This is a genomic window from Novosphingobium sediminicola, from assembly GCF_014196525.1.
In the GTDB taxonomy this organism is placed as follows: Bacteria; Pseudomonadota; Alphaproteobacteria; order Sphingomonadales; family Sphingomonadaceae; genus Novosphingobium; species Novosphingobium sediminicola.
The window spans coordinates 1-19994 of sequence record NZ_JACIDX010000025.1; the positions used below are offsets into that span (position 1 = coordinate 1).

Below are 19994 nucleotides of genomic sequence, written 5' to 3' on the forward strand. Positions count from 1 at the left end.
AACAGGTCCGCGACCAGCCCGATATCGGCCACCTGGAAGATCGGCGCGTCCTCGTCCTTGTTGATGGCGATGATGGTTTTGCTGTCCTTCATGCCCGCCAGATGCTGGATCGCCCCGGAAATGCCGACGGCCACATAGACCTGCGGCGCGACGATCTTGCCGGTCTGGCCCACCTGATAATCGTTGGGCACGTATCCCGCGTCGACCGCCGCGCGGCTCGCGCCCACCGCCGCGCCCAGCTTGTCGGCCAGCGGCAGGATCGTGGCGGCAAAGGTCTCGGCATCCTTCAAGGCGCGACCGCCCGAGACGATCACCTTGGCGCTGGTCAGTTCGGGGCGCTCACTCTTGGCGATCTCGGCGCCCACAAAGCTGGAGAGGCCCGCGTCGCCGGTGGTGGCGATGGTTTCGATGGCCGCGCTGCCGCCGCTCGCATCGGCCTTGGCAAAGGCGGTGCCGCGCACGGTGATCACCAGCCTGGCGTCACTGCTCTCGACCGTGGCAATCGCATTGCCCGCATAGATCGGGCGGGTGAAGGTCTTGGGGCCTTCCACGCTCAGAATATCCGAGATCTGCGCCACATCGAGCAAGGCGGCCACGCGCGGGGCGATGTTCTTGCCGGTGGTCGTCGCGGGGGCGACAAAGGCGTCATAGGAGCCCATCAGACCCACCACCAGCGGCGCGATGTTCTCGGGCAGGCCATGGCCATAGGCCGCATCATCGCCCACCAGCACCTTGGCCACGCCCGCGATCTTCGCGGCGGCATCAGCCACGCCCGACACGCCGGCCCCTGCCACCAGCACATGCACTTCGCCCAGTTGCGAGGCCGCCGTTACCGCCGAAAGGGTGGCATCTTTGAGAGCCGCATTGTCATGTTCAGCCCACACCAAAACCTGCGCCATATTACGCGACTCCCAGTTCTTTAAGCTTGCCCACCAGCGCATCGACATCGGCGACCTTCACGCCCGCGCTGCGCACCGCCGGTTCGGAAACCTTGAGCACCTTGACGCGCGGCGTCACATCCACGCCGTAATCGGCCGGGCTCTTGGTTTCGAGCTTCTTGCTCTTGGCCTTCATGATGTTGGGCAGGCTGGCATAGCGCGGCTCGTTCAGCCGCAGGTCGGTCGTGACAATCGCGGGCAGGCTCAGGCGCACCGTCTCCAGACCGCCGTCCACCTCGCGCGTCACCAGCACCGCGTCGCCATCGACCTCGACCTTGGAGGCAAACGTCCCCTGCGGGCGGCCCAGCAGCGCGGCCAGCATTTGACCGGTCTGGTTATTGTCATCGTCAATCGCCTGCTTGCCCAGCAGCACCAGACCCGGCGCCTCCTCGCCCACAATCGCCTTGAGGATCCTGGCCACCGCCAGAGGCTCCACGCTCTCCTCACTGCTCACCAAAATCGCCCGGTCCGCCCCCATCGCCAGCGCCGAACGCAACGTCTCCTGTGCCTTCGCCGGGCCGATCGACACGACAACCACCTCGCTCGCCGCGCCCTTCTCCTTCAGGCGAACCGCCTCCTCAACCGCGATCTCGTCAAACGGGTTCATGCTCATCTTCACATTCGACAAGTCAACGCCCGAACCGTCCGCCTTCACACGAGGCTTCACGTTGTAATCGATCACTCTTTTGACAGGCACGAGTATCTTCATATGCAGCATCCTCACATAATGGTCATACCATTAGAGCATTGCACACCTCTGTCAAGGCACTACGGTCTGGCCATTGCTCCTTTTTGCACAGGCGTTATACCGGAAGGCGTTTCCTTACAGAGTATATCGCCATGCCACTTGCCCCCGCCGCCCGCCCTAATTTCGCCCCCATCAAGACCCAGCGCACCTTTGAAGTGATCTGCGAACAGATCAGGGCGCGACTGGCCAATGGGTCATTGAAAACGGGTGATAAATTACCCGCTGAACGTGAACTGGCGCTGGAGTTTCAGGTGAGCCGCAGCGCGCTGCGCGAGGCGTTGCGCAGCCTGGAAATGGCCGGGATCATCCGCAACACCAAGGGTGTGAAGGGTGGCTCCTTCATTCAAGCGGCCGAACCAGACCGCATCATTCAGGCGATGCAGGACTATGTGCATCTGGGCAATGTCTCACTCGATGAACTGACTGAGGCGCGTCTTGCCACACTGGATATCATCGTGCGCCTCGCCTGCGAAAGGGCGACCGAGGCGGATCTGGCCGAATTGGAGGCGATTGCCGAGCGCACCAAGCAGGAAAGCAGCGTCGAGGCGCGCTATGAATGCGCCGCGCAATGGTATGAAGTGCTCGCCCGGGCCACAAAGAACCGGATTTACGGCATTTTCGTCAATTCGCTCTCCTCGATCCTGCATGAATTCGTTCAAGGCCCCGATTATCAAACCTTGCAGGAAACGCTGATCGATTCGCGGATGCGCCTGATCCGCCATTTGCGCAAACGCGATGCCGAGGCCGCCGCGCTGGAAATGCGCAAGCATCTCGAACGCATCCATCGCCATGTTCGCAAAAATATGAAGGCGCGCACAGCCGCAGGCTAAGCGCCTTTTCACCCTCATCAATCCATCGGCGCCCATGATGCGCGATTGACCGGCCCGCGCCCTCATGCAATAGGTAGGACCATTATACTATTTGAGGGAGAGCTCATGTCCAACCCCTATCCCGGCCCCGCCCGCGACGCGCTTTCGGGCATTCGCGTGCTGGATTTCACCAGCGTCATGGCCGGCCCCTTTGCCTCGCGCATGCTGGCCGATCTGGGCGCGCAGGTGGTCAAGATTGAATCGCTCGAAGGCGATCAGGTCCGCGCCCGACCGCCCCGGCGCGATGGGAAAAGCGCCTATTTCGGGCATCTCAATGCGGGCAAGCAATCGCTGGCCTGCAATCTCAAGGCCCCCGCCATCCGTAAACTGATCCAGCAGATGGTGCCCGGTTTCGACATCGTAATCGAAAATTTCCGCCCCGGTGTGATGGAGCGCTTCGGGCTGGATTACGCCACGCTATCGGCCATCAATCCCCGGCTGATCTATTGCTCTATCTCTGGCTATGGCCAACATGGCCCCAAGGCGCATCACCCCGCCTATGCCCCCGTTATCCATGCGGCCAGCGGGTTTGATATGGTCAATCTCAACTATCAGGACGATTCCCAGCGCCCCGCGACAAGCGGCGTTTTCATCGCCGATGTGCTGGGCGGCACTCATGCCTTTGGCGCGATTCAGGCCGCGCTTTATCAGCGCGAAAAGACCGGTGTGGGCCAGAATATCGACGTTTCCATGCTGGAGGCCATGGTGGGCATGCTGGTTTATGAGACTCAGGCCGCGCAATTTCCCGGCGATGCGCGCCGCCCGCTCTACACCCCGCTGCGCACGCTCGATGGCTTTATCATGGTCGCGCCCACCAGCCCGCGCAATTTCGAGCAGTTGACGCAGGCCGTCGGCCATCCCGAATGGCAGCAGGACCCGCGCTTCCTCACCAACGCCGACCGCAATGCCAATTGGGCCAAGCTGCTCTCGCTGGTCGAGGAATGGACCTGCCTTCAGACCGGAGCGCAGGCCGAAGCTATTCTGGCAAGCCATGGTGTGCCTTGCGCACTCTATCGCGGGGTCGAGGACGTGCTGAACGATCCGCAACTTGCCGCAAGAGGCGCCTTTACCCGGATCGACGATGGAGCGGGTCCTTACCTCGTCACCAATCCGCCGTTTCGCATGAGCGACTCGCGCTGTCATGCCCGCAATCATGTCTCGGCGCTGGGCGCGGATGGGGCAACGATTCTGGCGGCGGAACTGGGGCTGGGCGAGGCTGACCTTGCCGCTTTGCGTGCGGCGGGCGATCTGGTCTGATGGATGGTGGCGGGGCGCATTAAGCGCCCCGCCACGCAATATTTAACGCAGCAATTCGCGCGCAATCGTGTTGCGCTGGATTTCCGAGGAACCTTCATAGATCCGCGTGATGCGTATATCGCGATAGAGCCGCTCGATGGCAAAGCCCTTGCAATAGCCCGAGCCGCCAAAGATCTGGAGCGCGGTGTCCACGGTGCGGCTGCCCGCCTCGGTGGCAAACAATTTGGCCATTGAGGCCAGTTCGCGCTTCTTCTCACCCTGATCGTAACGCCATGCAGCATCCAACAGCAGAAGACGCGCCGCGCGCATGTCGGTCGCCATGGTGGCGATATAGTGGCGGATGGCCTGAAAATCGGAAATCACGCCGCCAAAAGCAGGGCGTACCTTGGATTCGGCAATCGCCAGTTCCAGCGCATATTCACCCATGCCGACAGCCGTCGCGCCGACATTCATCCGCCCTTCGTTCAATCCTTCGAGCGCATAATGGAACCCGCGCCCTTCCTCACCGATCACCGCATCGGCGGGCAATTGGCAATCGTCAAAGGCCAGCTCATAAACCCCCGGCGAGGCCGTGCCCATCAGTTCGATCGTGCCCGTCACCGCAAAGCCGGGCGTGTCCTTGGGCATCAGAAAGGCGGTAATGCCGCCACGCGGCCCCTTGGACTTGTCGGTATAGGCATAGACGATCACGTAATTGGCGTTCTTGCCGTTCGAGATATAGGTCTTGCTGCCATTGATGACCCAGCCATCGGCATTGCGCACAGCCGTCGTGCGCATCGAACCGGGATCGGAGCCGGAGTTGGGCTCGGTCAGAGCAAAGGCGATGCCGATCTCGCCGGTGGCCATGCCGGGCAACAGGCGGGCTTTCTGTTCCTCGCTGCCATGCTGGATAATGTTCTTGGCGCCCGGCCCCATCAGCGGGCGCAATTCGGTCCAGAACTGGGGGGGCAAACGCGCCAGCTCGATCTGCACCACCGCCTGCGCCAGCGCGCCCAGCCCAAGGCCGCCATGTTCCTCAGGGAGCGCCATAGCGAAATAGCCGTTTTCGACCAGCGTCTTGCGCACGATCGGATCGACCTTGCCGGTTTCGTGAAAGGCGCGTTCATGGACCAGCAGGCCATTGACGATCTGACGCGTAACATCGCGAAATTCAGCGATTTCCTCGGGCAATTCAAAGTCCATCTGCATCCTCCTTGTGGAAAGAGTTTGGGCACATCGGCGCCAAATCACAAATGGTCGTACCATTTAATAAAAGGTCAGTCCATTTGAATTTCACGATTGGCGCGAGGCCATCCTTCCCCTACAATCCCCCCCATGGCAGCCGATCCTTTCGACCTGAACCTGCGGCATTTGCGCGCCCTGCTCTATATTGCCGAAAAGGGCAGCATCACGGCCGCCGCCGACAGCGTCAGCCTCTCGCAACCCGCGCTCACCCAAGGGCTGGCCAAGCTGGAGCGTCAGTTCGGCTATACGATGTTTGAGCGCAGATCAGGCGGCATGGTGCCAACGCCCATGGGCGCCATTGTCATCGAACGCACCCGCGCCGCGCTCGATCATCTCTCCCATGCCACCAAGGGCCTTTCGGCGGTTTTCCAATATCCCGAACGCCTGATGACGATGACCCAGTTGCGGGCCTTTCTCGCGCTGGTCGAGGCCGGCGGTTTTGCCGCTGCGGCCCAGAGTAGCGGCATGTCGCAAACGGCGGTCCACCGCGCCGTGGGCGATCTGGAGCATATGATCGGGGGCCAATTGGTCGAGCGGCGCGGGCGGGCGGTCTGGCTTAATCCATCGGGCAAGCGCCTTGCGCGCGGGGCGCGTCTGGCCGTGGCCGAAATCATTGCGGCTGTGGCCGATCTGGGCTTTGACAGCGGAGGCGAACAGATCGCTTTTGGCGCGCTGCCGCTCTCGCGCCCCTATCTGGTGCCCACGGCCATGGCGCGCATGGCCAACAGCCATCCCCACGCCGCCTTCAAAGTGCTGGAGGGAAGCTGGCGCGAACTGGTCGAACCGCTGCGCGATGGCGAGATTGACATGATCGTGGGCGCGCTGCGCCCCTTTGAGATCGCCGACCTTTATCAAATGCCGCTTTATGAGGACCGGTTGGTGATCGCGGCGGGCAGCCGACACCCGCTGGCCGGGGTGGCCGAACCGACGCTGGAGCAACTGGCCTCCTATCGCTGGATCGTGCCGCCCGCCAATTCGCCGCTGCGCGAACAATGGCAGCGCCTGTTCGATGGCGCGCCCCTGCCCCCTACGCCGGTGGAATGCGGATCGGTGATGATTATCGGCCGCCTGCTGACCGAGGGCGATTTTCTTACCCTGCTCTCGCCCGATCAGGTCGCGCTGCAAATCCGCAGCGGGCTGCTTACACAGATCGGCGCGCCTCTGGAACACAGCCGCCGCGTGATGGGCATCACCACGCGGCGCAGCTGGCGCCCCACCGCCACCCAGCATCACTTTCTCGAATGCCTTGAACAGGTGGCCACCGTCATGCGCTCAAGCACGGCCCAGCCCGAGCAACGCGGCACGGGCTGGGTATAATCGCGCGTCAGTCCAGATTGATCCACACAGATTTGGTTTCCAAATAATCCTCGATGTGATGCGGCCCGGATTCACGCCCGAAACCGCTCAGCTTATAGCCGCCGAAAGGCACGCCCGGATCGAGCATCTGATAACAATTGACCCAGACCGACCCGGCCTGAATGCCGCGCGCCATGCGATGCGCGGTGGACAGATCGCGCGTCCAAACCCCGCTGCCCAGGCCAAAGGGCGTGGCATTGGCCCGCGCCAGCACTTCCTCAACCGTGTCAAAGGCAAAGGCGCATAGCACCGGGCCGAACACTTCCTCGCGCGCGATGGTCATGTCATCGGCCACGCCGGTAAAGATCGTGGGTTCAACGAAGAACCCCTTATCCAGCCCCGCGCCCGCCATACGCGCGCCGCCCACCAGCGTGTGCGCGCCCTCCTGCCCGGCTCCGTCGATAAAGCTCAGAATGCGATCCATCTGGGGCGCAGAAACCACCGGACCGATCTGCGTTTCGGGGTCCAGCGGATCGCCCACGCGAATGGTGCGGGTGTAATCGGCCAGCCGGGCCATGAATTCATCATGGATCGAACGTTGGACAAACAGGCGTGTGCCCGCGCTGCAAATCTGGCCCGCATTGGCGAAAACGGCCATGGCGGCGGCGGGCACCGCCTTGTCCAGATCGGCATCGGCAAACACGATGTTGGGCGATTTGCCGCCCAGTTCCACGCTCACCCGCTTCATGGTCGAGGCGGCGGCATGCAGGATCTTTTCGCCCACACCGGTCGATCCGGTAAAGGCGATCTTGTCGATGCCGGGATGCGATGACAGAGCCGCCCCCGCATCGCCCAGCCCGGTCAGCACGTTGATGACGCCTTCGGGCACCCCGGCCTCAAGGCACAATTCGCCAAAGCGCAGCGCCGAGAGCGGGGTCTGTTCGGCCGGTTTCATCACCATGGTGCAACCGCTGGCCAACACCGGCGCGGCCTTCCAAACCGACATGCCGATGGGGCCGTTCCACGGGTTGATGGCCGCCACCACGCCGATCGGTTCTTTCAGCGTATGCGAGAGCACATCGCCCGGCGCCGAATTGGGCAAAGTATCGCCCGCGATCAGGGTCGCCTGCCCCGCGTAATAGCGCAGCAGAGCGCCCGCCCGCCCCTTGCCCAAAATCGTGCGCGACACCGGCGCGCCCAGATCGAGCGTATCGAGCATCGCCAGTTCCTCGAAATGCTCCTCCACCAAATCGGCCAGACGCAGCATGATGCGCTGGCGCTCGACCGGCTTCATCCGCCGCCATGGGCCTTCAAAAGCCGCGCGGGCCGCCTTTACGGCGCGGTCAACATCCTCCGCCCCGCCCTGCGCCACGCGGGCCAGCAGATCGCCGGTGGCCGGATTGCGCGTTTCAAATCGCTGGCCCGACAGGGCAGGCACGCGCGCGCCGCCGATCAGCATGTCCTGCTCCATCCGGTCGAGCATGGCAGGAGGCTTGCGCATCAGGGTCATTTCCATGGGGGATCTCTCCAAATCTGTCTGGCGGCCTCAGGCCGCGATATTCGAACTTGCGGCGTCTTCCAGAATGAAGGCGGCCGCGCGCTGGGCAATCATCATCGTGGGGGCGCTGGTGTTGCCACTGATGATTTCGGGCATCACCGAGGCATCGACCACGCGCAGCCCCGACACGCCGCGCACGCGCAGGCGGCCATCGACCACCGCCATCGGATCGCTGTCCGGCCCCATCTTGCAGGTGCCGGTGGGGTGATAGGCGGTGTTGACGATCTGGCGCAGGGCCTGGTCGATCTGGGCATCGCTCTGTACATGGGCGCCCGGCTCGATCTCGGCCCCGGTCATCGGCGCCAGAGCGGGTTGGGCAAAGATGCGGCGCGCCTCGCGGAAACCGGCGATCAGCGTGCGCATGTCATAGGGATCGGCAAAGAAATTGGGGTCAATGACCGCCTTGTCCTCCACCCGGTTGCTGGCCAGACGCACCGATCCCTGGCTCTTGGGCCGCAGCAACTGGATCAGCGCCATATAGCCATGCTCGGAAGGAATGACGCGCGCATTGGCCTTCAACCCAACCAGAAAGGTGATCTGAATATCGGGCCGCCCGCTGCCGTCGGTGCACAGGAAACCGCCGCATTCGGCCACATTGCTGGCCAACATGCCGTCGCGCCGCAGCAGATAGCGCAAAGGGCTGAGCAATGCGCGGCCATAGGTGCGCGGCGAAAGCGCATAGGATTCCGCGCTGGGGTTTTCCATCGACAGATGAACCGTGGGATGATCCTGCAAATGCGCGCCCACGCCGGGCAGATCGCACAGCACAGCGATCCCCCTGTCGCGCAGATGCGCCGCAGGGCCGATCCCGGACAGCATCAGCAATTGCGGCGAATTGATCGCCCCGCCGCACAGCACCATCTCGCGCCGGGCCGAAAGTACGCGCCTTTGCCCGGCCTGCTCGATCTCCACCCCGCAGGCGCGGCCCCGGTCAAACAGGATGCGCCGCGCCAGCGTGTCGGACAGCACGGTCAGATTGGGCCGGTTCAGCGCCGGATGCAGAAAGGCCCGCGCGCTCGACAGGCGGGTGCCGCGCCGCTGGTTGAGGTCATAGGGGCCGAAACCGGCCTGTTTCTCGCCCGCGAAATCCTCGTTGCGGGCGTGGCCCGCCTGCCCCGCCGCCGCGATGATCGCATGGGTGATGGGGTTGAGCGAGGCGGGACGCTGAACATCGAGTTCGCCGCCCTTGCCATGCCATGGTTTATCTGCCCCGGCGTAATTCTCCACCGCCATGAACGCGGGCAGGACATCCTGATACGACCAGCCCTGATTGCCCGCACGCTCCCAGCCGTCATAATCCTCGCGCTGGCCCCTTATATAGACGCCGCCATTGATCGCGCTGCACCCGCCCAGCAATTTGCCGCGGGGAAAGCCGATACTGCGCCCGCCAATCGCATCATTGCCCGACAGGCTGTGCTTCCAGTTATAGCGCTCATGCGGGATCAGGAAGATATTGCCCACCGGCATGATCGTCTTGATATTGACCGGCCATTGGCGGTCCGAAGGCCCCGCCTCGATCAGCGCGACCCGATTGGCCGGATCGGCCGAAAGACGGTTGGCCAGCAGGCTGCCCGCCGATCCCGAGCCGATGACGATATAATCGAATGTGTCGCTCACCCTTGAAGATCCTCGGTTCGGCCCCGGCCCAGCGGGGGAATATGGCCGCGAACGGCCAGAAAACTTGCCATATTGACCACCATCAGCGCGCCAAGCGTGGCGAAAAAGCCTGTCCAGCCCACCACCAGCCACGATCCGGCAAAGGCGCTGGCCAGCGCGCCGATGCGCCCGGCCGCCCCCATCAGCCCCATGCCCCGCGCCCGCAGCGGCAGGGGAAATGCATGCGCGCCCAGCGCGAACATGGCCGATTGCGCGGCGCTGGCCGTCAGGCCCAGCAGAGCCAGCCCGACCATCACGCCCGCCCCGTGCCCGGCCAGCAGGATGCAGACCAACGCCCCAAGCCCGGCCATAACCGGCAGCGTCCGCCGCGACCCCACCCGCATGATCGCCAGAGCCGCCAGCATCGCCCCCACCGTGCCGCCCATGTTGAACCATGTCAGGCCCAGACTGGTTTCCCGCAGCGAGAACCCCTGCGCCGAGAGCAGCATGGGCGCCCAGTTGAACATCAGATAGATCAGAAACATGCCCGAGAGCATCGCGGCGGACAGCCCCATCGTGCTGCGCGCCAGATCGCCCTTCATCAATTCTCCCATTGGGGGGAGGGCCACACCGGCACGGGGCGGCGCAGCAGCAGAGGCTTCCCCCAACCGCCGCAGCAGCCGGGCCAGTTCATCTCGCCGGTTTGCATCGCGCGCCATAAAGCCCGGCGATTCCGGCAGACAGCGCAGCAGAATCAGCGCAACCACCATGGTCAGCGCCCCGCTGGCCCAGAACAGCCAGCGCCAGCCCAGCAAGGGCAGGAGCGTTGCCGCCATGCCGCCGCCCAGAATGCCGCCGATCGACACGCAGACCACGCCGAATGTGACTGCCAGACTGCGCCAGCGGGCCGTGGTGAATTCGGCGATCATCGCCGCCGCCGTGCCGGGCACACCGCCCAGCCCCACCCCGGCCAAAGCCTTAAGCAGCGCCAGATGCCAGACCGCCCCGGCATAGCCGGTCGCCAGCGTCGCCGCGCCGAACAGCGCGACCCCCAGCAACAGCGCCACGCGGCGCCCATACTGATCGCCGATCTGGCCCGCCAGCAATGTGCCCAGCGCCATGCCGACAAAGCCCAGCGCGAAAATCCCGCCCAGAACGCCGCGTTCCAGCCCCCATTCATGAAGCAGGGCCGGAGCGGCCAGCCCGAGCATCTGATTGTCCAGCCCGTCCAACACGACCGTCAGAGCAATCAGCATCACCACGCCCAGCCGGTAAAGCCGGACCCCACGCGCCGGACGGCGGGGCATTTCTGTTGCACAAAGGCCCAAGATCTTCTCCTCGCACGGTGCGGCGATTGGTTCGCCGCTTATCCGTCAAACCTGCGCGGCCCCGCCTTCAGGCAAGGCAAGGCCGCGCCTCTGTCAGATGTCCAGCACCAGCCGGGACGATTTCGAACCCGAACAGCAGACCATGATCGAACGGTTCGCGGCCTTGTCGGCATCGGTCAGGAAATGGTCGCGGTGGTCGGGCAGGCCTTCGATCACCTTGACCTCGCAAGTGCCGCAAACGCCCTCGCCGCAGGCAAAGCCAATGTCGATCCCCGCCGTCAGCAGTGCGTCGAGCATCGTTTCGCCCTCCTCCACGGCAATGGTCTTGCCGCTGCGCGCCAGTTCGAGCGTATAGCCGCCTTCGGTGGCCACCACGGTTTCGGCGCTGAAATATTCGATGTGGACATGGCCCTGCGGTCGTTCGCTGTTGATGGCCACAAAGGCGTCGAGCATCCCGGAAGGGCCGCAGCAATAGAGATGGGCATCGGCCGGAGCGTTCCGGCTGATCGCCTGCAAATCCAGCCTTTGGCCGCCCGGTACACCGTCAAAGGCGACGGTGACGCCATCATATTCGGCAACATGGTCGACATAGGCCGCGCGGCTGGGCGTGGCGGCGACATAGTGCAGTTCCCAACTGCGCCCCAGCCGGTTGAGCCGCGCGATCATCGGCAACATCGGCGTAATGCCGATGCCCCCCGCGATCAGCACCGTATGGACTGCATCCTCGACCAGCGGGAAATTGTTCTTGGGCTCGGAAATCTCGACAATATCGCCCGCGCGCCAACGTTCATGGATATGGCGCGATCCGCCCCGGCTTTCCGGCGAAAGATGCACCCCGATTTCGTAATGCGTACGGTTCGCCGGATCATTGGCCAACGAATAGCTGCGCGTCAGCCCCGGCGCCAGTTGTACATCGATATGCGCCCCCGGATCGAAAGAAGGCATCAGCCCGCCGCCGACCGGCTCCAGAATAAAGGACAAAATGCCTTCGGCCTCCCAACGGATGGCCCGAATACGTGCCTGCATCACACTCTCCCTTTGGCGCGATGCGTATCGTGACAGGTTCGGGCCGTCATGGATCGGCGGCCTTTCCTTGCCAGTATGCGTGTCGTCACCTGATTACCCGTTTTTTGGGCAGGCCGGCGCATGGATCGCGCCGGCCTGCGATTGCTTATTCCGCCGCCTCGGTCTTTTCGGGCCAGCGCACCGCCTTGGTCAAGGCGACCTCATAGGCCTGTTGCAGAGTATCCTGCGGATTGTGCAGGAAAGATCCGGCGCGGGCACGATAAAAGACCGAGGGATCCTCGACGCCCGGCGGCACGGTGCCCTTGGTGGCCAGCGCGCGGGCGGCCAGCAGCACCCGGCGGCGCACGCGAGCGATCATCTGGTCGGTGGGGGCCAGATTTTCAAAGCTGTGGTCGGTGATCGGCCCCATGCTTTCGGTCACGGCCTGATCCTGCATGGTGATGTTGGGGATGCCGGTAAACTGGGTGCCGTTGCGCTGGCTGTCGCGGTCGATGGCCCAGTCATTGGCCTCGCTGTCGGTCGAGCGCCAGCGGCCGTACCAGTCGGTGGTGTTGGGCGCATAGCTGATTTTGTCGAACAGCGGCGTGCCGTCCTTCAGCGTCGAGGTATAGGCCGGATTGCCCGCATCCACCCCGCAGGTGATGTCAAACAGCATCGAATGCTCGTCATCCATCGGCACCCATGCGCGGGCGATGGCGCGGGTGGCAAAGCGGTTGTTGGGGGTCTGGGTCCAGAAGGGGAACATGTAATGGGCCACGCGCCATGACATCTGTCCGTCGTCATTGGGGCGATAGCCGCCATACATCACGCCCCAGTCGGCCTGCGCCACCTCATATTCGGGCGCGCGGTTCAGCACGGTCGGGCGCATCGGGTGGTCCTCGTCCAGATCGTCGGCATTGATCGAGCCGACATGCAGGAAACCGACATGGCTGGTGTCAATGTCGCCTTCCAGCGCCTGAAGCCAGTTGCAGTCGCGCTGGAGGCACCAGATCTCGGCATCGGGGTGCATCGTCGCCTCGATTTCGGGCAGCGGCGGCGGGCTGGCCTGATTTTCGCCCATATAGACCCAGATCAGCCCATTGGCCTCATGGGTCTTGTAAGCCTTGGCATGGACCTTTTCCTTGAAATCCATCCGCGCGGGCACCGAGGGCATATCGACGCATTTGCCGTCCACGTCGAATTTCCAGCCGTGATAGACGCAGCGGATGCCGTTTTCCTCATTGCGGCCGATGAACAGCGAGGCGCAGCGGTGCGGGCAGCGGTGATCCATGATGCCCACCCGGCCCGAGCTGTCACGAAAGGCGATCAGCTTTTCGCACAGGATCATCAGGCGCACCGGGTCGCCATCGGCCTTGACCTCGGAGGAAAGGCAGGCCGGCATCCAGTATTGGCGCATGAACGACCCCATGACCGTGCCAGGCCCCACCCGGGTCAGATCGCTACTGTCATTGGACTGCATTGTCAGGCTCTTCCTCTGCTTTTGGCGGGTCCGGCCCGGCGCATCCCTGTTGTGGAGCGGCGGCCTGCCCTGCCGTGAACTTGTGCCACCCTTGTTAGAGGCACAGGCTTTGACGCCCCAATCGGAATAAGGTCTTACCATTCAAAAAACGGGACGATCCACTTGCGACCATTCACGCTTTGCTGCTTTTGTGGGTTGCGAGGCGGTCTTGAAGCCGCCCGATTTATGGGGAGAACCATTCGGATGCTGTACAAATCCGGTTATATATCAGCCATTTTCGCCCTTTGCGCGGCATCATTGCCGGCATTGGCCATGGCCCAGCAAGCAACCACTCCGGCCAACGCGCCGGCCAGCGAGGATATCATCGTCACGGCCCAGCGCCGCGAAACCACCGTGCGCGAAGTGCCCTTTTCAATGGCGGCCTTTGGCGGCGAGCAATTGCGCACCCAGCAGGTGTTCAGCCCCGCAGCCCTCGTGCAACAGATCCCCGGCATCACCATCAACACAGCGGACAAATCGCTTTCCATCGTGGCGATCCGCGGCAATGTTTCCACCTTCCGCACCGCCACGCTGGACACGCCCGTCGCCTATTTCATGGATGACGTCTATTACGTGTTCAACAATGACCTGAACGCCAATTTCTATGACATCCAGCGCGTCGAAGTGCTGCGCGGGCCGCAGGGCACCCTGTTCGGGCGCAATGTGGTGGGCGGGGCGATCTCGGTCGTCGCCAACAATCCGGTGATGAAGGATGACTATTTCGGCGAAGTGACCGGCGGCAACGGCGGCTATCTGCGCACCGAAGGCATGCTCAACACCACGCTGGTCGATGACAAGCTGGCCGCGCGCGTATCGTTCAGCACCGAACATTCCGACGGGCTGATCAACACCCCCAACCAGAGCGGCCATTATGGCCAGACCGACGGCTATGCGATGCGCGGCAAATTGCTGTTCAAGCCCAGCGACCGGCTCAAGATCATTCTGGCGGGCGATTATTCCTATACCAGCGGCAATGGCGGCGCGATTCAGCTGGGCATTGGCGGCAATCAGACGATCCCTGCCACATTCGGCAATTTTACCGATGCGCGCTGGACCAACAATGATTACGCCCGCTCGCCCTATAGCCAGCGCCTGCGCGGCGGCTATCTGCGTGGCGATCTCGATCTGCTGGGCGGCACGCTGACGGCGATCACCGGCTATCGCATGAATGACAGCCATGCGATCAACGATGACGTGCCCACCGGCACCGTGACCCCGGTGTTCGACCGCCGTCAGGATGTGCGCAACCGCAGCTTTACCCAGGAATTGCGCTTTGCCTCGGCGCCCAACCGGCTGTCCTATGTGGTGGGGGCCTATTTCCTCTCGGCCGATGTTTCGACCACGAACACGTTCAATTACAGCCCCCTGCCCGGTTCGGCCACGGGCGGCGCGATTCGCCCCAATCCGGGCATCACCAATATCGTGCGCGTCCAGAACGGCGATGTCCGCTCGATCGCGGTATTTGGCGAGGCGACCTTCAAGGTCACCGAGAAACTGGCCGTGGTGGCGGGCGGGCGCTTTACCAGCGACCGCAAGAACATCACCTATCACGCCTACAGCAACAGCGACCCCGGCGCGATTGCCGCCTTCGGCTTCCCCGGCGAGGTCAATGCGGCGGGCGGCAAGACATGGGACGCTTTCACCCCGCGCTTTACCGTGAAATACGAACCGGTGCGCAAGGTGAACCTGTATGCCACCTTTGCCCGCGGGTTCAAATCGGGCGGTTTTGTCGACAATGCCTATCGCAACCCCACCATCCCGCTGGAGCCGGAAAAGGCGCGCAATATCGAAATCGGCGCCAAGACCCGCCTGATCGACAACAAGCTGGATTTCAACGTCTCGATCTTTGATCAGCGGACCAACAATCTCCAGAACTTCTCGGGCGCGGGCGGCATTGCCCATACCTATAACGGCACATTGCAGATGCGCGGGCTGGAAATGGAAAGCGTGTTTCGCCCTACCCCCGCCCTGCGGCTGAGCGCGAATTACACCCATCTGGCGGGGCGTTATACCTCGCTGCGCGATCCGCTGGTCAATGTCGATTATTCGGGCAATCCGGCCAAGTTCGCGCCGCGCGATTCCTTCACGGTAGGGGCCAGCTATGCCCTTGCCTTGCCCAGCGGCGCTACGCTGACCCCGCAGGCCGATTTCAGCTATTCGGCCCGCATTTCCACCGATGACGCCAACACGCTGCGCCTCTATCCCAATCTCTATGACAAGACAGAGGGCAAGACGCTCAACGCCCGCCTGACCTTTGAAGCGCCCAGCAAGCGCTGGCAGATCAATGCATGGGTGAAAAACCTCACCAACAACTTCCAGATCGTCAATGCCGATGACATCACCTCCTTTCTGGCGGTGCCGGGCCGGGGCGCGACCTATTGGAAGATCTTCACCAATCAGCCGCGCACCTTTGGCCTGACGGTCTCGCTGCACCCCTGATCGCCTGAACCGGGAGGGGTTGTTCGACCCCTCCCGCCACTATGAAAGTTTCCCCCATGACCGACACATTCACCCTGCCCGCCAATGGCAGCTTTTCCTTTGAGGGGCGCAGCGCCCTGATCACCGGCGGCGGCCGGGGCGTGGGCGAGGCCATCGCCCGCGAGATCCACGCAGGCGGCGGCAAGGTGGCGGTCAGCGATGTCGATGCAGCCGCCGCGCAAGCCGTGGCGGACTCGCTTGACCCCACCGGGACCAGCGCCATCGCCATCATGCTGGATGTGCGCGTCAAGGACGATTTCATCGCCGCGCGCGACCGGATGGTGGCCGCATGGGGCCGGGTGGATATCGTCGTCAACAACGCCGGCTATGCCAAACGCACCCCCACGCAGGACATCACCCCCGAGGAATTTGACGAAATCGTCCAGATCAACATGCGCAGCGTATTCCTGAGCTGCCAGATCTTTTCGCAGCACATGCGCGAGAGCGGCTATGGCCGGATCGTCAACATCACCTCGCTGGCCGGACAGAATGGCGGCACGGTGGCCTCGCCCCATTATGCCGCATCCAAGGCGGGGGCGATCATGCTGACCAAATATTTCGCACGCGAACTGGCCGGGACCGGCGTGACGGTCAATGCCATCGCCCCCGGCCCCATCGACACCGCCAAGGCGCGCCTCAGCCCCGAACAAATCGCCCGCGTCGAGGGCGAAGTGCCGATTGGCCGTTTCATGCAGGTGGGGGAAATCGCGGCGGCGGCGGCGCTGTTGGCCTCGGACCGGGGCGGGTTTTTCGTGGGCGCCACGCTGGATATGAACGGCGGGCTTTACCTGCGCTGACCCATTCATAAGGCGGGGTGCAATCATCCCGTTTTTATTATGGCTTTATAAGATTGCGATTGGCCTGCCCCCGCCCTCGCCCATACTCTTGCCCCCAACACAAAGAGCGCCTTAATCCTTGGCGCCGCCAACATTCGGGAGATCGTCATGTTCATTCGCAACACATGGTATGTCGCCGCCTTTGCCGAGGAAATCGCGCCGGGCAAGACGCTGGGCCGCCGTTTCCTGAATGAGGCGGTCGTATTGTTCCGCACCGAAGACGGCCAGATCGCCGCGCTGGAGGATCGGTGCAGCCACCGCGCCATGCCGCTGAGCAGCGGGCATGTTGAAGGCAATATCATCCGCTGTTGCTATCACGGGGTCGAATTCGACGGGCGCGGCACCTGCACCCGCATCCCCAATCAACAGCGCATCCCGGCCGCCGCCAATGTGCGCCACTATCCGGTGGTGGAAAAGGATCATCTGATCTGGATCTGGATGGGCGAGGCGGCGCTGGCCGACCCTTCAACAATCATCGATTCCCCCGAACACAATGATCCGCGCTGGAGCTGGCGACCCTACAACTTCCATGTGAAGGCCAATTGGCAGCTCATCATCGACAACATCATGGACCTGACCCATGTGCCCTATATCCACGCCCGCACCATCGGCGGCAATCCGGAACAGCATTACGGCGCCGACACCAAGGTGGAGTTCGACGGGCGCAAGGTGACCTTGCTGCGCCAGATGCCCAATTCGGTGCCGCCCAAATCCTATGTCGATGCAGGCGGCTTCAAAGGCCGGGTCGATCGCTGGCAGGAGGTCCGCTTTGAACCGGCGCGCGGGATGAATTGCCGGGTGAACGCCGGGGGCTGCGATGTGGGCACGGGCGCCTATGAAGGCCGCCGCGACAATGGCTTCATGCTGGCCAACAACCATTTCATCACCCCCGAAACCGAAACCACCAGCCATTATCTCTGGACCATCTGCACCACCGCTTCGCGCGAAAGCGGGGTGCCGGAGGTGTTGTTCGATCAATTCTTCGACACGATCACCGAGGATGAAGTGACGTTGGAGGCCCAGCAATTGCGGATCGACGACCAGCCCGAGCGGCCCTTCGTCGGCATCGCCAGCGATGGCGCGGTGAACCAGACCCGGCGGCTGTTGAGCAGCATGCAGGAAGCGGAGCAGGACCGCCGCATCCCGGCCTGAGGCCGCCCATTTCCGATGATCTGCGGCCTCGCGCGCGCTGCGCGCGGGGCCGCGCCGTTTTAAAAGGCCCCGCAATGGACCAGCAAAGGCCCGCCCCACTTTGGCTGCTTGGCCTGATCGCGCTGGGCGCGGTGATGACGGCGCATATTCTCATTCCCGCCCTGCCCTTTGCCGCCGCCTCTCTGGGGGCGAACGCGCGCGAGATGCAGTGGACGGTCAGCGTCTATATCGTCGGCCTTGCCATCGGTCAGTTGATCTTTGGCCCGCTGGCCGACTGGATGGGGCTGCGGCGTATTCTGATCGCGGGCCTGTGCCTCTATATTCTGGCCAGCATCGCGGCGGGCATGGCGATGCAGGCCGGAACGCTGGTGGCGATCCGGCTGGTGCAATCGCTGGGCGGGGGCGTGGGGCTGGTGTTGGCGCGGGCCATCGCCCGGCGCGGCTGCGAGGCGCGCGAAGCCACAAGGCGGCAGGCGATGATGAACCTGCTGATTACGCTGGGGCCTGCGCTTTCGCCTTTGCTGGGGGGCACAATTGCGGCGCTGTGGGGCTGGCGGATGATCTTTGCCCTGCTGGCCCTGTTTGGATGCGTCAATCTGATCGCAGTCCTGCGGCTGATCCCCGATACGGACAAGTCCGAGGCATCAGGCGGCGCGGTCATACGCCATTACCTGCAATTGATGGTCACCCCCTATTTCGTCGCCTGCTCGATTGCCGGAGGGTGTTTCACAACCTCGATGTATGCGCTGATCGGGGCCGCGCCCTTTATCCTCGTTCGGCAATTTGGCTATACGGCGGGGCGGATAGGGCCGATGCTGGCGCTGGCCACAGCGGGCATCTGGCTGGGCAGCATAGCAGCAAGCCGGATGGCCCCTCGGCTGCGCACCGACCACCTGCTGATGGCGGGCGGGGCCTGTGTCTGTTTCAGCTCTTTTGGCTTTCTGATCCTCGTCCTGAAAGGCGGGCTGACGGTTCCGGCCCTGATCGCAACCATGGGGATCTTTCTCTTTGGCGTCGGCCTGTCGGGGCCGCCCGCGCTGACGCTGGCGATCAGCGTCAACCCGCTGGCCATGGCATCGGGGTCGGGGATCTATGGCGCCACCCAGATGGCGATAGGAGCGCTTTGCTCGATGGCAAGCGCACAATGGGCCGATCCGGCGCGCGGCGCGGCGGTGACTATCGCGGCGGCGTCATGCGCCGGGCTGCTGGCGCTGGCCATGATGCAGTTTATGCGATTGAAAACTTATCCCAATAGGCCCTTCCTCACAGGATAAGCCGGTCTGTGCGCAAGAGGGAAGTCCTGCATCAGGCTGTAGGCTGACAGATCGCGCGCGCAACTTCGGGGGCACGCCACCGCGCAACAGCCAGAAGCACCCTCGAAGTGGTCATTCATAGGGCAAGACCAGCCTGTCCGAAGCTGCCCTGCATTCATGGCCCTGATTACGAAATTTCCGGGCTGGGCAGTGGGGCCAGCAGGCCTATGAAATTGGCCTGTGGCAACAATTGCCTGATTATGTTTCATCGCACTTCTCAGGCAATGAACCTTTTTCGTCTTTCCGCGACCAGGATGGGAAGATGGAGACAAATCTTGGGCAAGATGACCGATATCGAAAGCCGGTTGCGGGACGAATTGTTATTGGGCATCTGGCGCTTCTGCTCATCGCGACCGGCGTCAGCGTGGTTCTGGCCTCGCTTTTGCTCACGGAAAAGGCCTTGCCGTTGCGGACAACGGCTTCCTTCGCCGTATTGTTGATGATCAACCTCAGTTGGACGGCCTATGCCACTTGGGTACTGACCGCGCGTCGGCGAATGCTGCTCAACCATCGGGTTGTCGCCGGCTGGATTGCCATGGCGGCGGCGGCCGTTTTCACGGTTGGGACATTGATCATCGGCGCGACGACCCGGACCGCCGCCGCTTATCCGGCAGCAGGGGCTGGCCTCATCTTCCTTCTCATCGCCATCACGCTACTGGTGCGGGCGACCCTCGATTTCAGGGCCCTTCAGATGCGCCGCGCCGAGATCGAGGCCCGCCTCGGAGAAATGGCAGGGTGATATTCCATGCCGGTGTGCCTGAGAGGGGGGGCCTTCATAGCTGCGCAGGCTCCCCCTCCCCGGTCAGACTTGTGCAATGCCCGAAATGCTGCCATAAATGTGGTGGGTGTTTTCATTCGGATACGAATGAGCAGGTTG

General features: G+C 63.1%; 16 protein-coding genes. 8 read left to right on the top strand and 8 right to left on the bottom strand.

The annotated features are described in order from the left end of the window. Positions 1-899, bottom strand: an 899-nt coding sequence (locus GGR38_RS21955; RefSeq protein ID WP_183628825.1) for an electron transfer flavoprotein subunit alpha/FixB family protein, incomplete at its 3' end; no start/stop codon positions are given. Position 900: 1 nt separating this feature from the next. Beyond that, on the bottom strand, positions 901-1647 hold the full coding sequence (locus GGR38_RS21960; protein ID WP_183628827.1) for an electron transfer flavoprotein subunit beta/FixA family protein: 747 nt from the start codon (positions 1645-1647) through the stop codon (positions 901-903). 131 nt (positions 1648-1778) lie between these two features. Here GGR38_RS21960 and GGR38_RS21965 point away from each other — a divergent pair, with 131 nt between their 5' ends. Both GGR38_RS21965 and GGR38_RS21970 read left to right on the top strand, forming a co-directional pair. Continuing rightward, a complete protein-coding gene (locus GGR38_RS21965; RefSeq protein ID WP_183628829.1) occupies positions 1779-2516 on the top strand; it encodes a FadR/GntR family transcriptional regulator in 738 nt (245 codons plus the stop codon). A gap of 105 nt (positions 2517-2621) precedes the next feature. Next, complete coding sequence (locus GGR38_RS21970) at positions 2622-3812, top strand: CaiB/BaiF CoA transferase family protein (RefSeq protein ID WP_183628831.1); 1191 nt, start codon at positions 2622-2624, stop codon at positions 3810-3812. A gap of 42 nt (positions 3813-3854) precedes the next feature. Here the strand turns inward: GGR38_RS21970 and GGR38_RS21975 are convergent, their stop codons facing one another. After that, positions 3855-4994, bottom strand: a complete 1140-nt coding sequence (locus tag GGR38_RS21975) for an acyl-CoA dehydrogenase family protein (protein ID WP_183628833.1) — start codon at positions 4992-4994, stop codon at positions 3855-3857. Between the two features lie 132 nt (positions 4995-5126). Here GGR38_RS21975 and GGR38_RS21980 point away from each other — a divergent pair, with 132 nt between their 5' ends. After that, entirely contained in the window at positions 5127-6353 is a 1227-nt protein-coding gene (locus GGR38_RS21980; RefSeq protein ID WP_183628835.1) for a LysR family transcriptional regulator, read from the top strand. Between the two features lie 7 nt (positions 6354-6360). On the opposite strand, the gene GGR38_RS21985 is transcribed toward GGR38_RS21980, so the two are convergent. The 5 genes from GGR38_RS21985 to GGR38_RS22005 form a co-directional block, all read right to left on the bottom strand. Then, the gene (locus tag GGR38_RS21985; RefSeq protein WP_246405191.1) at positions 6361-7833 is read right to left on the bottom strand and encodes an aldehyde dehydrogenase family protein; all 1473 of its coding nucleotides are present in this window, start codon (positions 7831-7833) and stop codon (positions 6361-6363) included. Positions 7834-7878: 45 nt separating this feature from the next. Continuing rightward, complete coding sequence (locus GGR38_RS24585; RefSeq protein WP_183628837.1) at positions 7879-9507, bottom strand: GMC family oxidoreductase N-terminal domain-containing protein; 1629 nt, start codon at positions 9505-9507, stop codon at positions 7879-7881. Further along, a complete protein-coding gene (locus tag GGR38_RS21995; RefSeq protein ID WP_183628839.1) occupies positions 9504-10793 on the bottom strand; it encodes an MFS transporter in 1290 nt (429 codons plus the stop codon). The genes GGR38_RS24585 and GGR38_RS21995 overlap by 4 nt, the downstream gene beginning before the upstream one ends. A gap of 114 nt (positions 10794-10907) precedes the next feature. Beyond that, positions 10908-11840, bottom strand: coding sequence for a PDR/VanB family oxidoreductase (locus GGR38_RS22000; protein WP_183628841.1), 933 nt, complete (start codon positions 11838-11840; stop codon positions 10908-10910). A gap of 145 nt (positions 11841-11985) precedes the next feature. Beyond that, positions 11986-13236 carry a Rieske 2Fe-2S domain-containing protein gene (locus GGR38_RS22005; protein ID WP_246405192.1) on the bottom strand — a complete coding sequence of 417 codons (1251 nt, stop codon included), beginning with the start codon at positions 13234-13236 and terminating at the stop codon, positions 11986-11988. A gap of 375 nt (positions 13237-13611) precedes the next feature. Here GGR38_RS22005 and GGR38_RS22010 point away from each other — a divergent pair, with 375 nt between their 5' ends. From GGR38_RS22010 to GGR38_RS22030, 5 genes are all read left to right on the top strand, one after another. Further along, positions 13612-15777: a TonB-dependent receptor gene (locus GGR38_RS22010; RefSeq protein ID WP_183628843.1), complete on the top strand. Its 2166-nt coding sequence runs from the start codon at positions 13612-13614 to the stop codon at positions 15775-15777. Positions 15778-15833: 56 nt separating this feature from the next. Next, positions 15834-16613 carry an SDR family NAD(P)-dependent oxidoreductase gene (locus tag GGR38_RS22015; protein ID WP_183628845.1) on the top strand — a complete coding sequence of 260 codons (780 nt, stop codon included), beginning with the start codon at positions 15834-15836 and terminating at the stop codon, positions 16611-16613. 147 nt (positions 16614-16760) lie between these two features. Continuing rightward, on the top strand, positions 16761-17804 hold the full coding sequence (locus tag GGR38_RS22020) for an aromatic ring-hydroxylating oxygenase subunit alpha (RefSeq protein WP_183628847.1): 1044 nt from the start codon (positions 16761-16763) through the stop codon (positions 17802-17804). Between the two features lie 74 nt (positions 17805-17878). Next, complete coding sequence (locus GGR38_RS22025) at positions 17879-19078, top strand: MFS transporter (protein WP_183628848.1); 1200 nt, start codon at positions 17879-17881, stop codon at positions 19076-19078. Positions 19079-19379: 301 nt separating this feature from the next. Then, a complete protein-coding gene (locus GGR38_RS22030) occupies positions 19380-19856 on the top strand; it encodes a hypothetical protein (protein WP_183628849.1) in 477 nt (158 codons plus the stop codon). The last annotated feature ends 138 nt before the right edge of the window (positions 19857-19994 follow it).

Excerpts from the sequence above, each read along its gene's own strand:
- GGR38_RS22030 (WP_183628849.1), top strand. The coding sequence starts at position 19,380 with ATGGAGACAAATCTTGGGCAAGATGACCGATATCGAAAGCCGGTTGCG.
- GGR38_RS21995 (WP_183628839.1), bottom strand. The coding sequence starts at position 10,793 with ATGCCCCGCCGTCCGGCGCGTGGGGTCCGGCTTTACCGGCTGGGCGTG.
- GGR38_RS22010 (WP_183628843.1), top strand. The coding sequence starts at position 13,612 with ATGGCCCAGCAAGCAACCACTCCGGCCAACGCGCCGGCCAGCGAGGAT.
- GGR38_RS21985 (WP_246405191.1), bottom strand. The coding sequence starts at position 7,833 with ATGCGCAAGCCTCCTGCCATGCTCGACCGGATGGAGCAGGACATGCTG.
- GGR38_RS22025 (WP_183628848.1), top strand. The coding sequence starts at position 17,879 with ATGGACCAGCAAAGGCCCGCCCCACTTTGGCTGCTTGGCCTGATCGCG.
- GGR38_RS21960 (WP_183628827.1), bottom strand. The coding sequence starts at position 1,647 with ATGAAGATACTCGTGCCTGTCAAAAGAGTGATCGATTACAACGTGAAG.
- GGR38_RS22005 (WP_246405192.1), bottom strand. The coding sequence starts at position 13,236 with ATGCGCCAATACTGGATGCCGGCCTGCCTTTCCTCCGAGGTCAAGGCC.
- GGR38_RS21970 (WP_183628831.1), top strand. The coding sequence starts at position 2,622 with ATGTCCAACCCCTATCCCGGCCCCGCCCGCGACGCGCTTTCGGGCATT.
- GGR38_RS22020 (WP_183628847.1), top strand. The coding sequence starts at position 16,761 with ATGTTCATTCGCAACACATGGTATGTCGCCGCCTTTGCCGAGGAAATC.
- GGR38_RS21975 (WP_183628833.1), bottom strand. The coding sequence starts at position 4,994 with ATGGACTTTGAATTGCCCGAGGAAATCGCTGAATTTCGCGATGTTACG.
- GGR38_RS22015 (WP_183628845.1), top strand. The coding sequence starts at position 15,834 with ATGACCGACACATTCACCCTGCCCGCCAATGGCAGCTTTTCCTTTGAG.
- GGR38_RS21965 (WP_183628829.1), top strand. The coding sequence starts at position 1,779 with ATGCCACTTGCCCCCGCCGCCCGCCCTAATTTCGCCCCCATCAAGACC.
- GGR38_RS21980 (WP_183628835.1), top strand. The coding sequence starts at position 5,127 with ATGGCAGCCGATCCTTTCGACCTGAACCTGCGGCATTTGCGCGCCCTG.
- GGR38_RS22000 (WP_183628841.1), bottom strand. The coding sequence starts at position 11,840 with ATGCAGGCACGTATTCGGGCCATCCGTTGGGAGGCCGAAGGCATTTTG.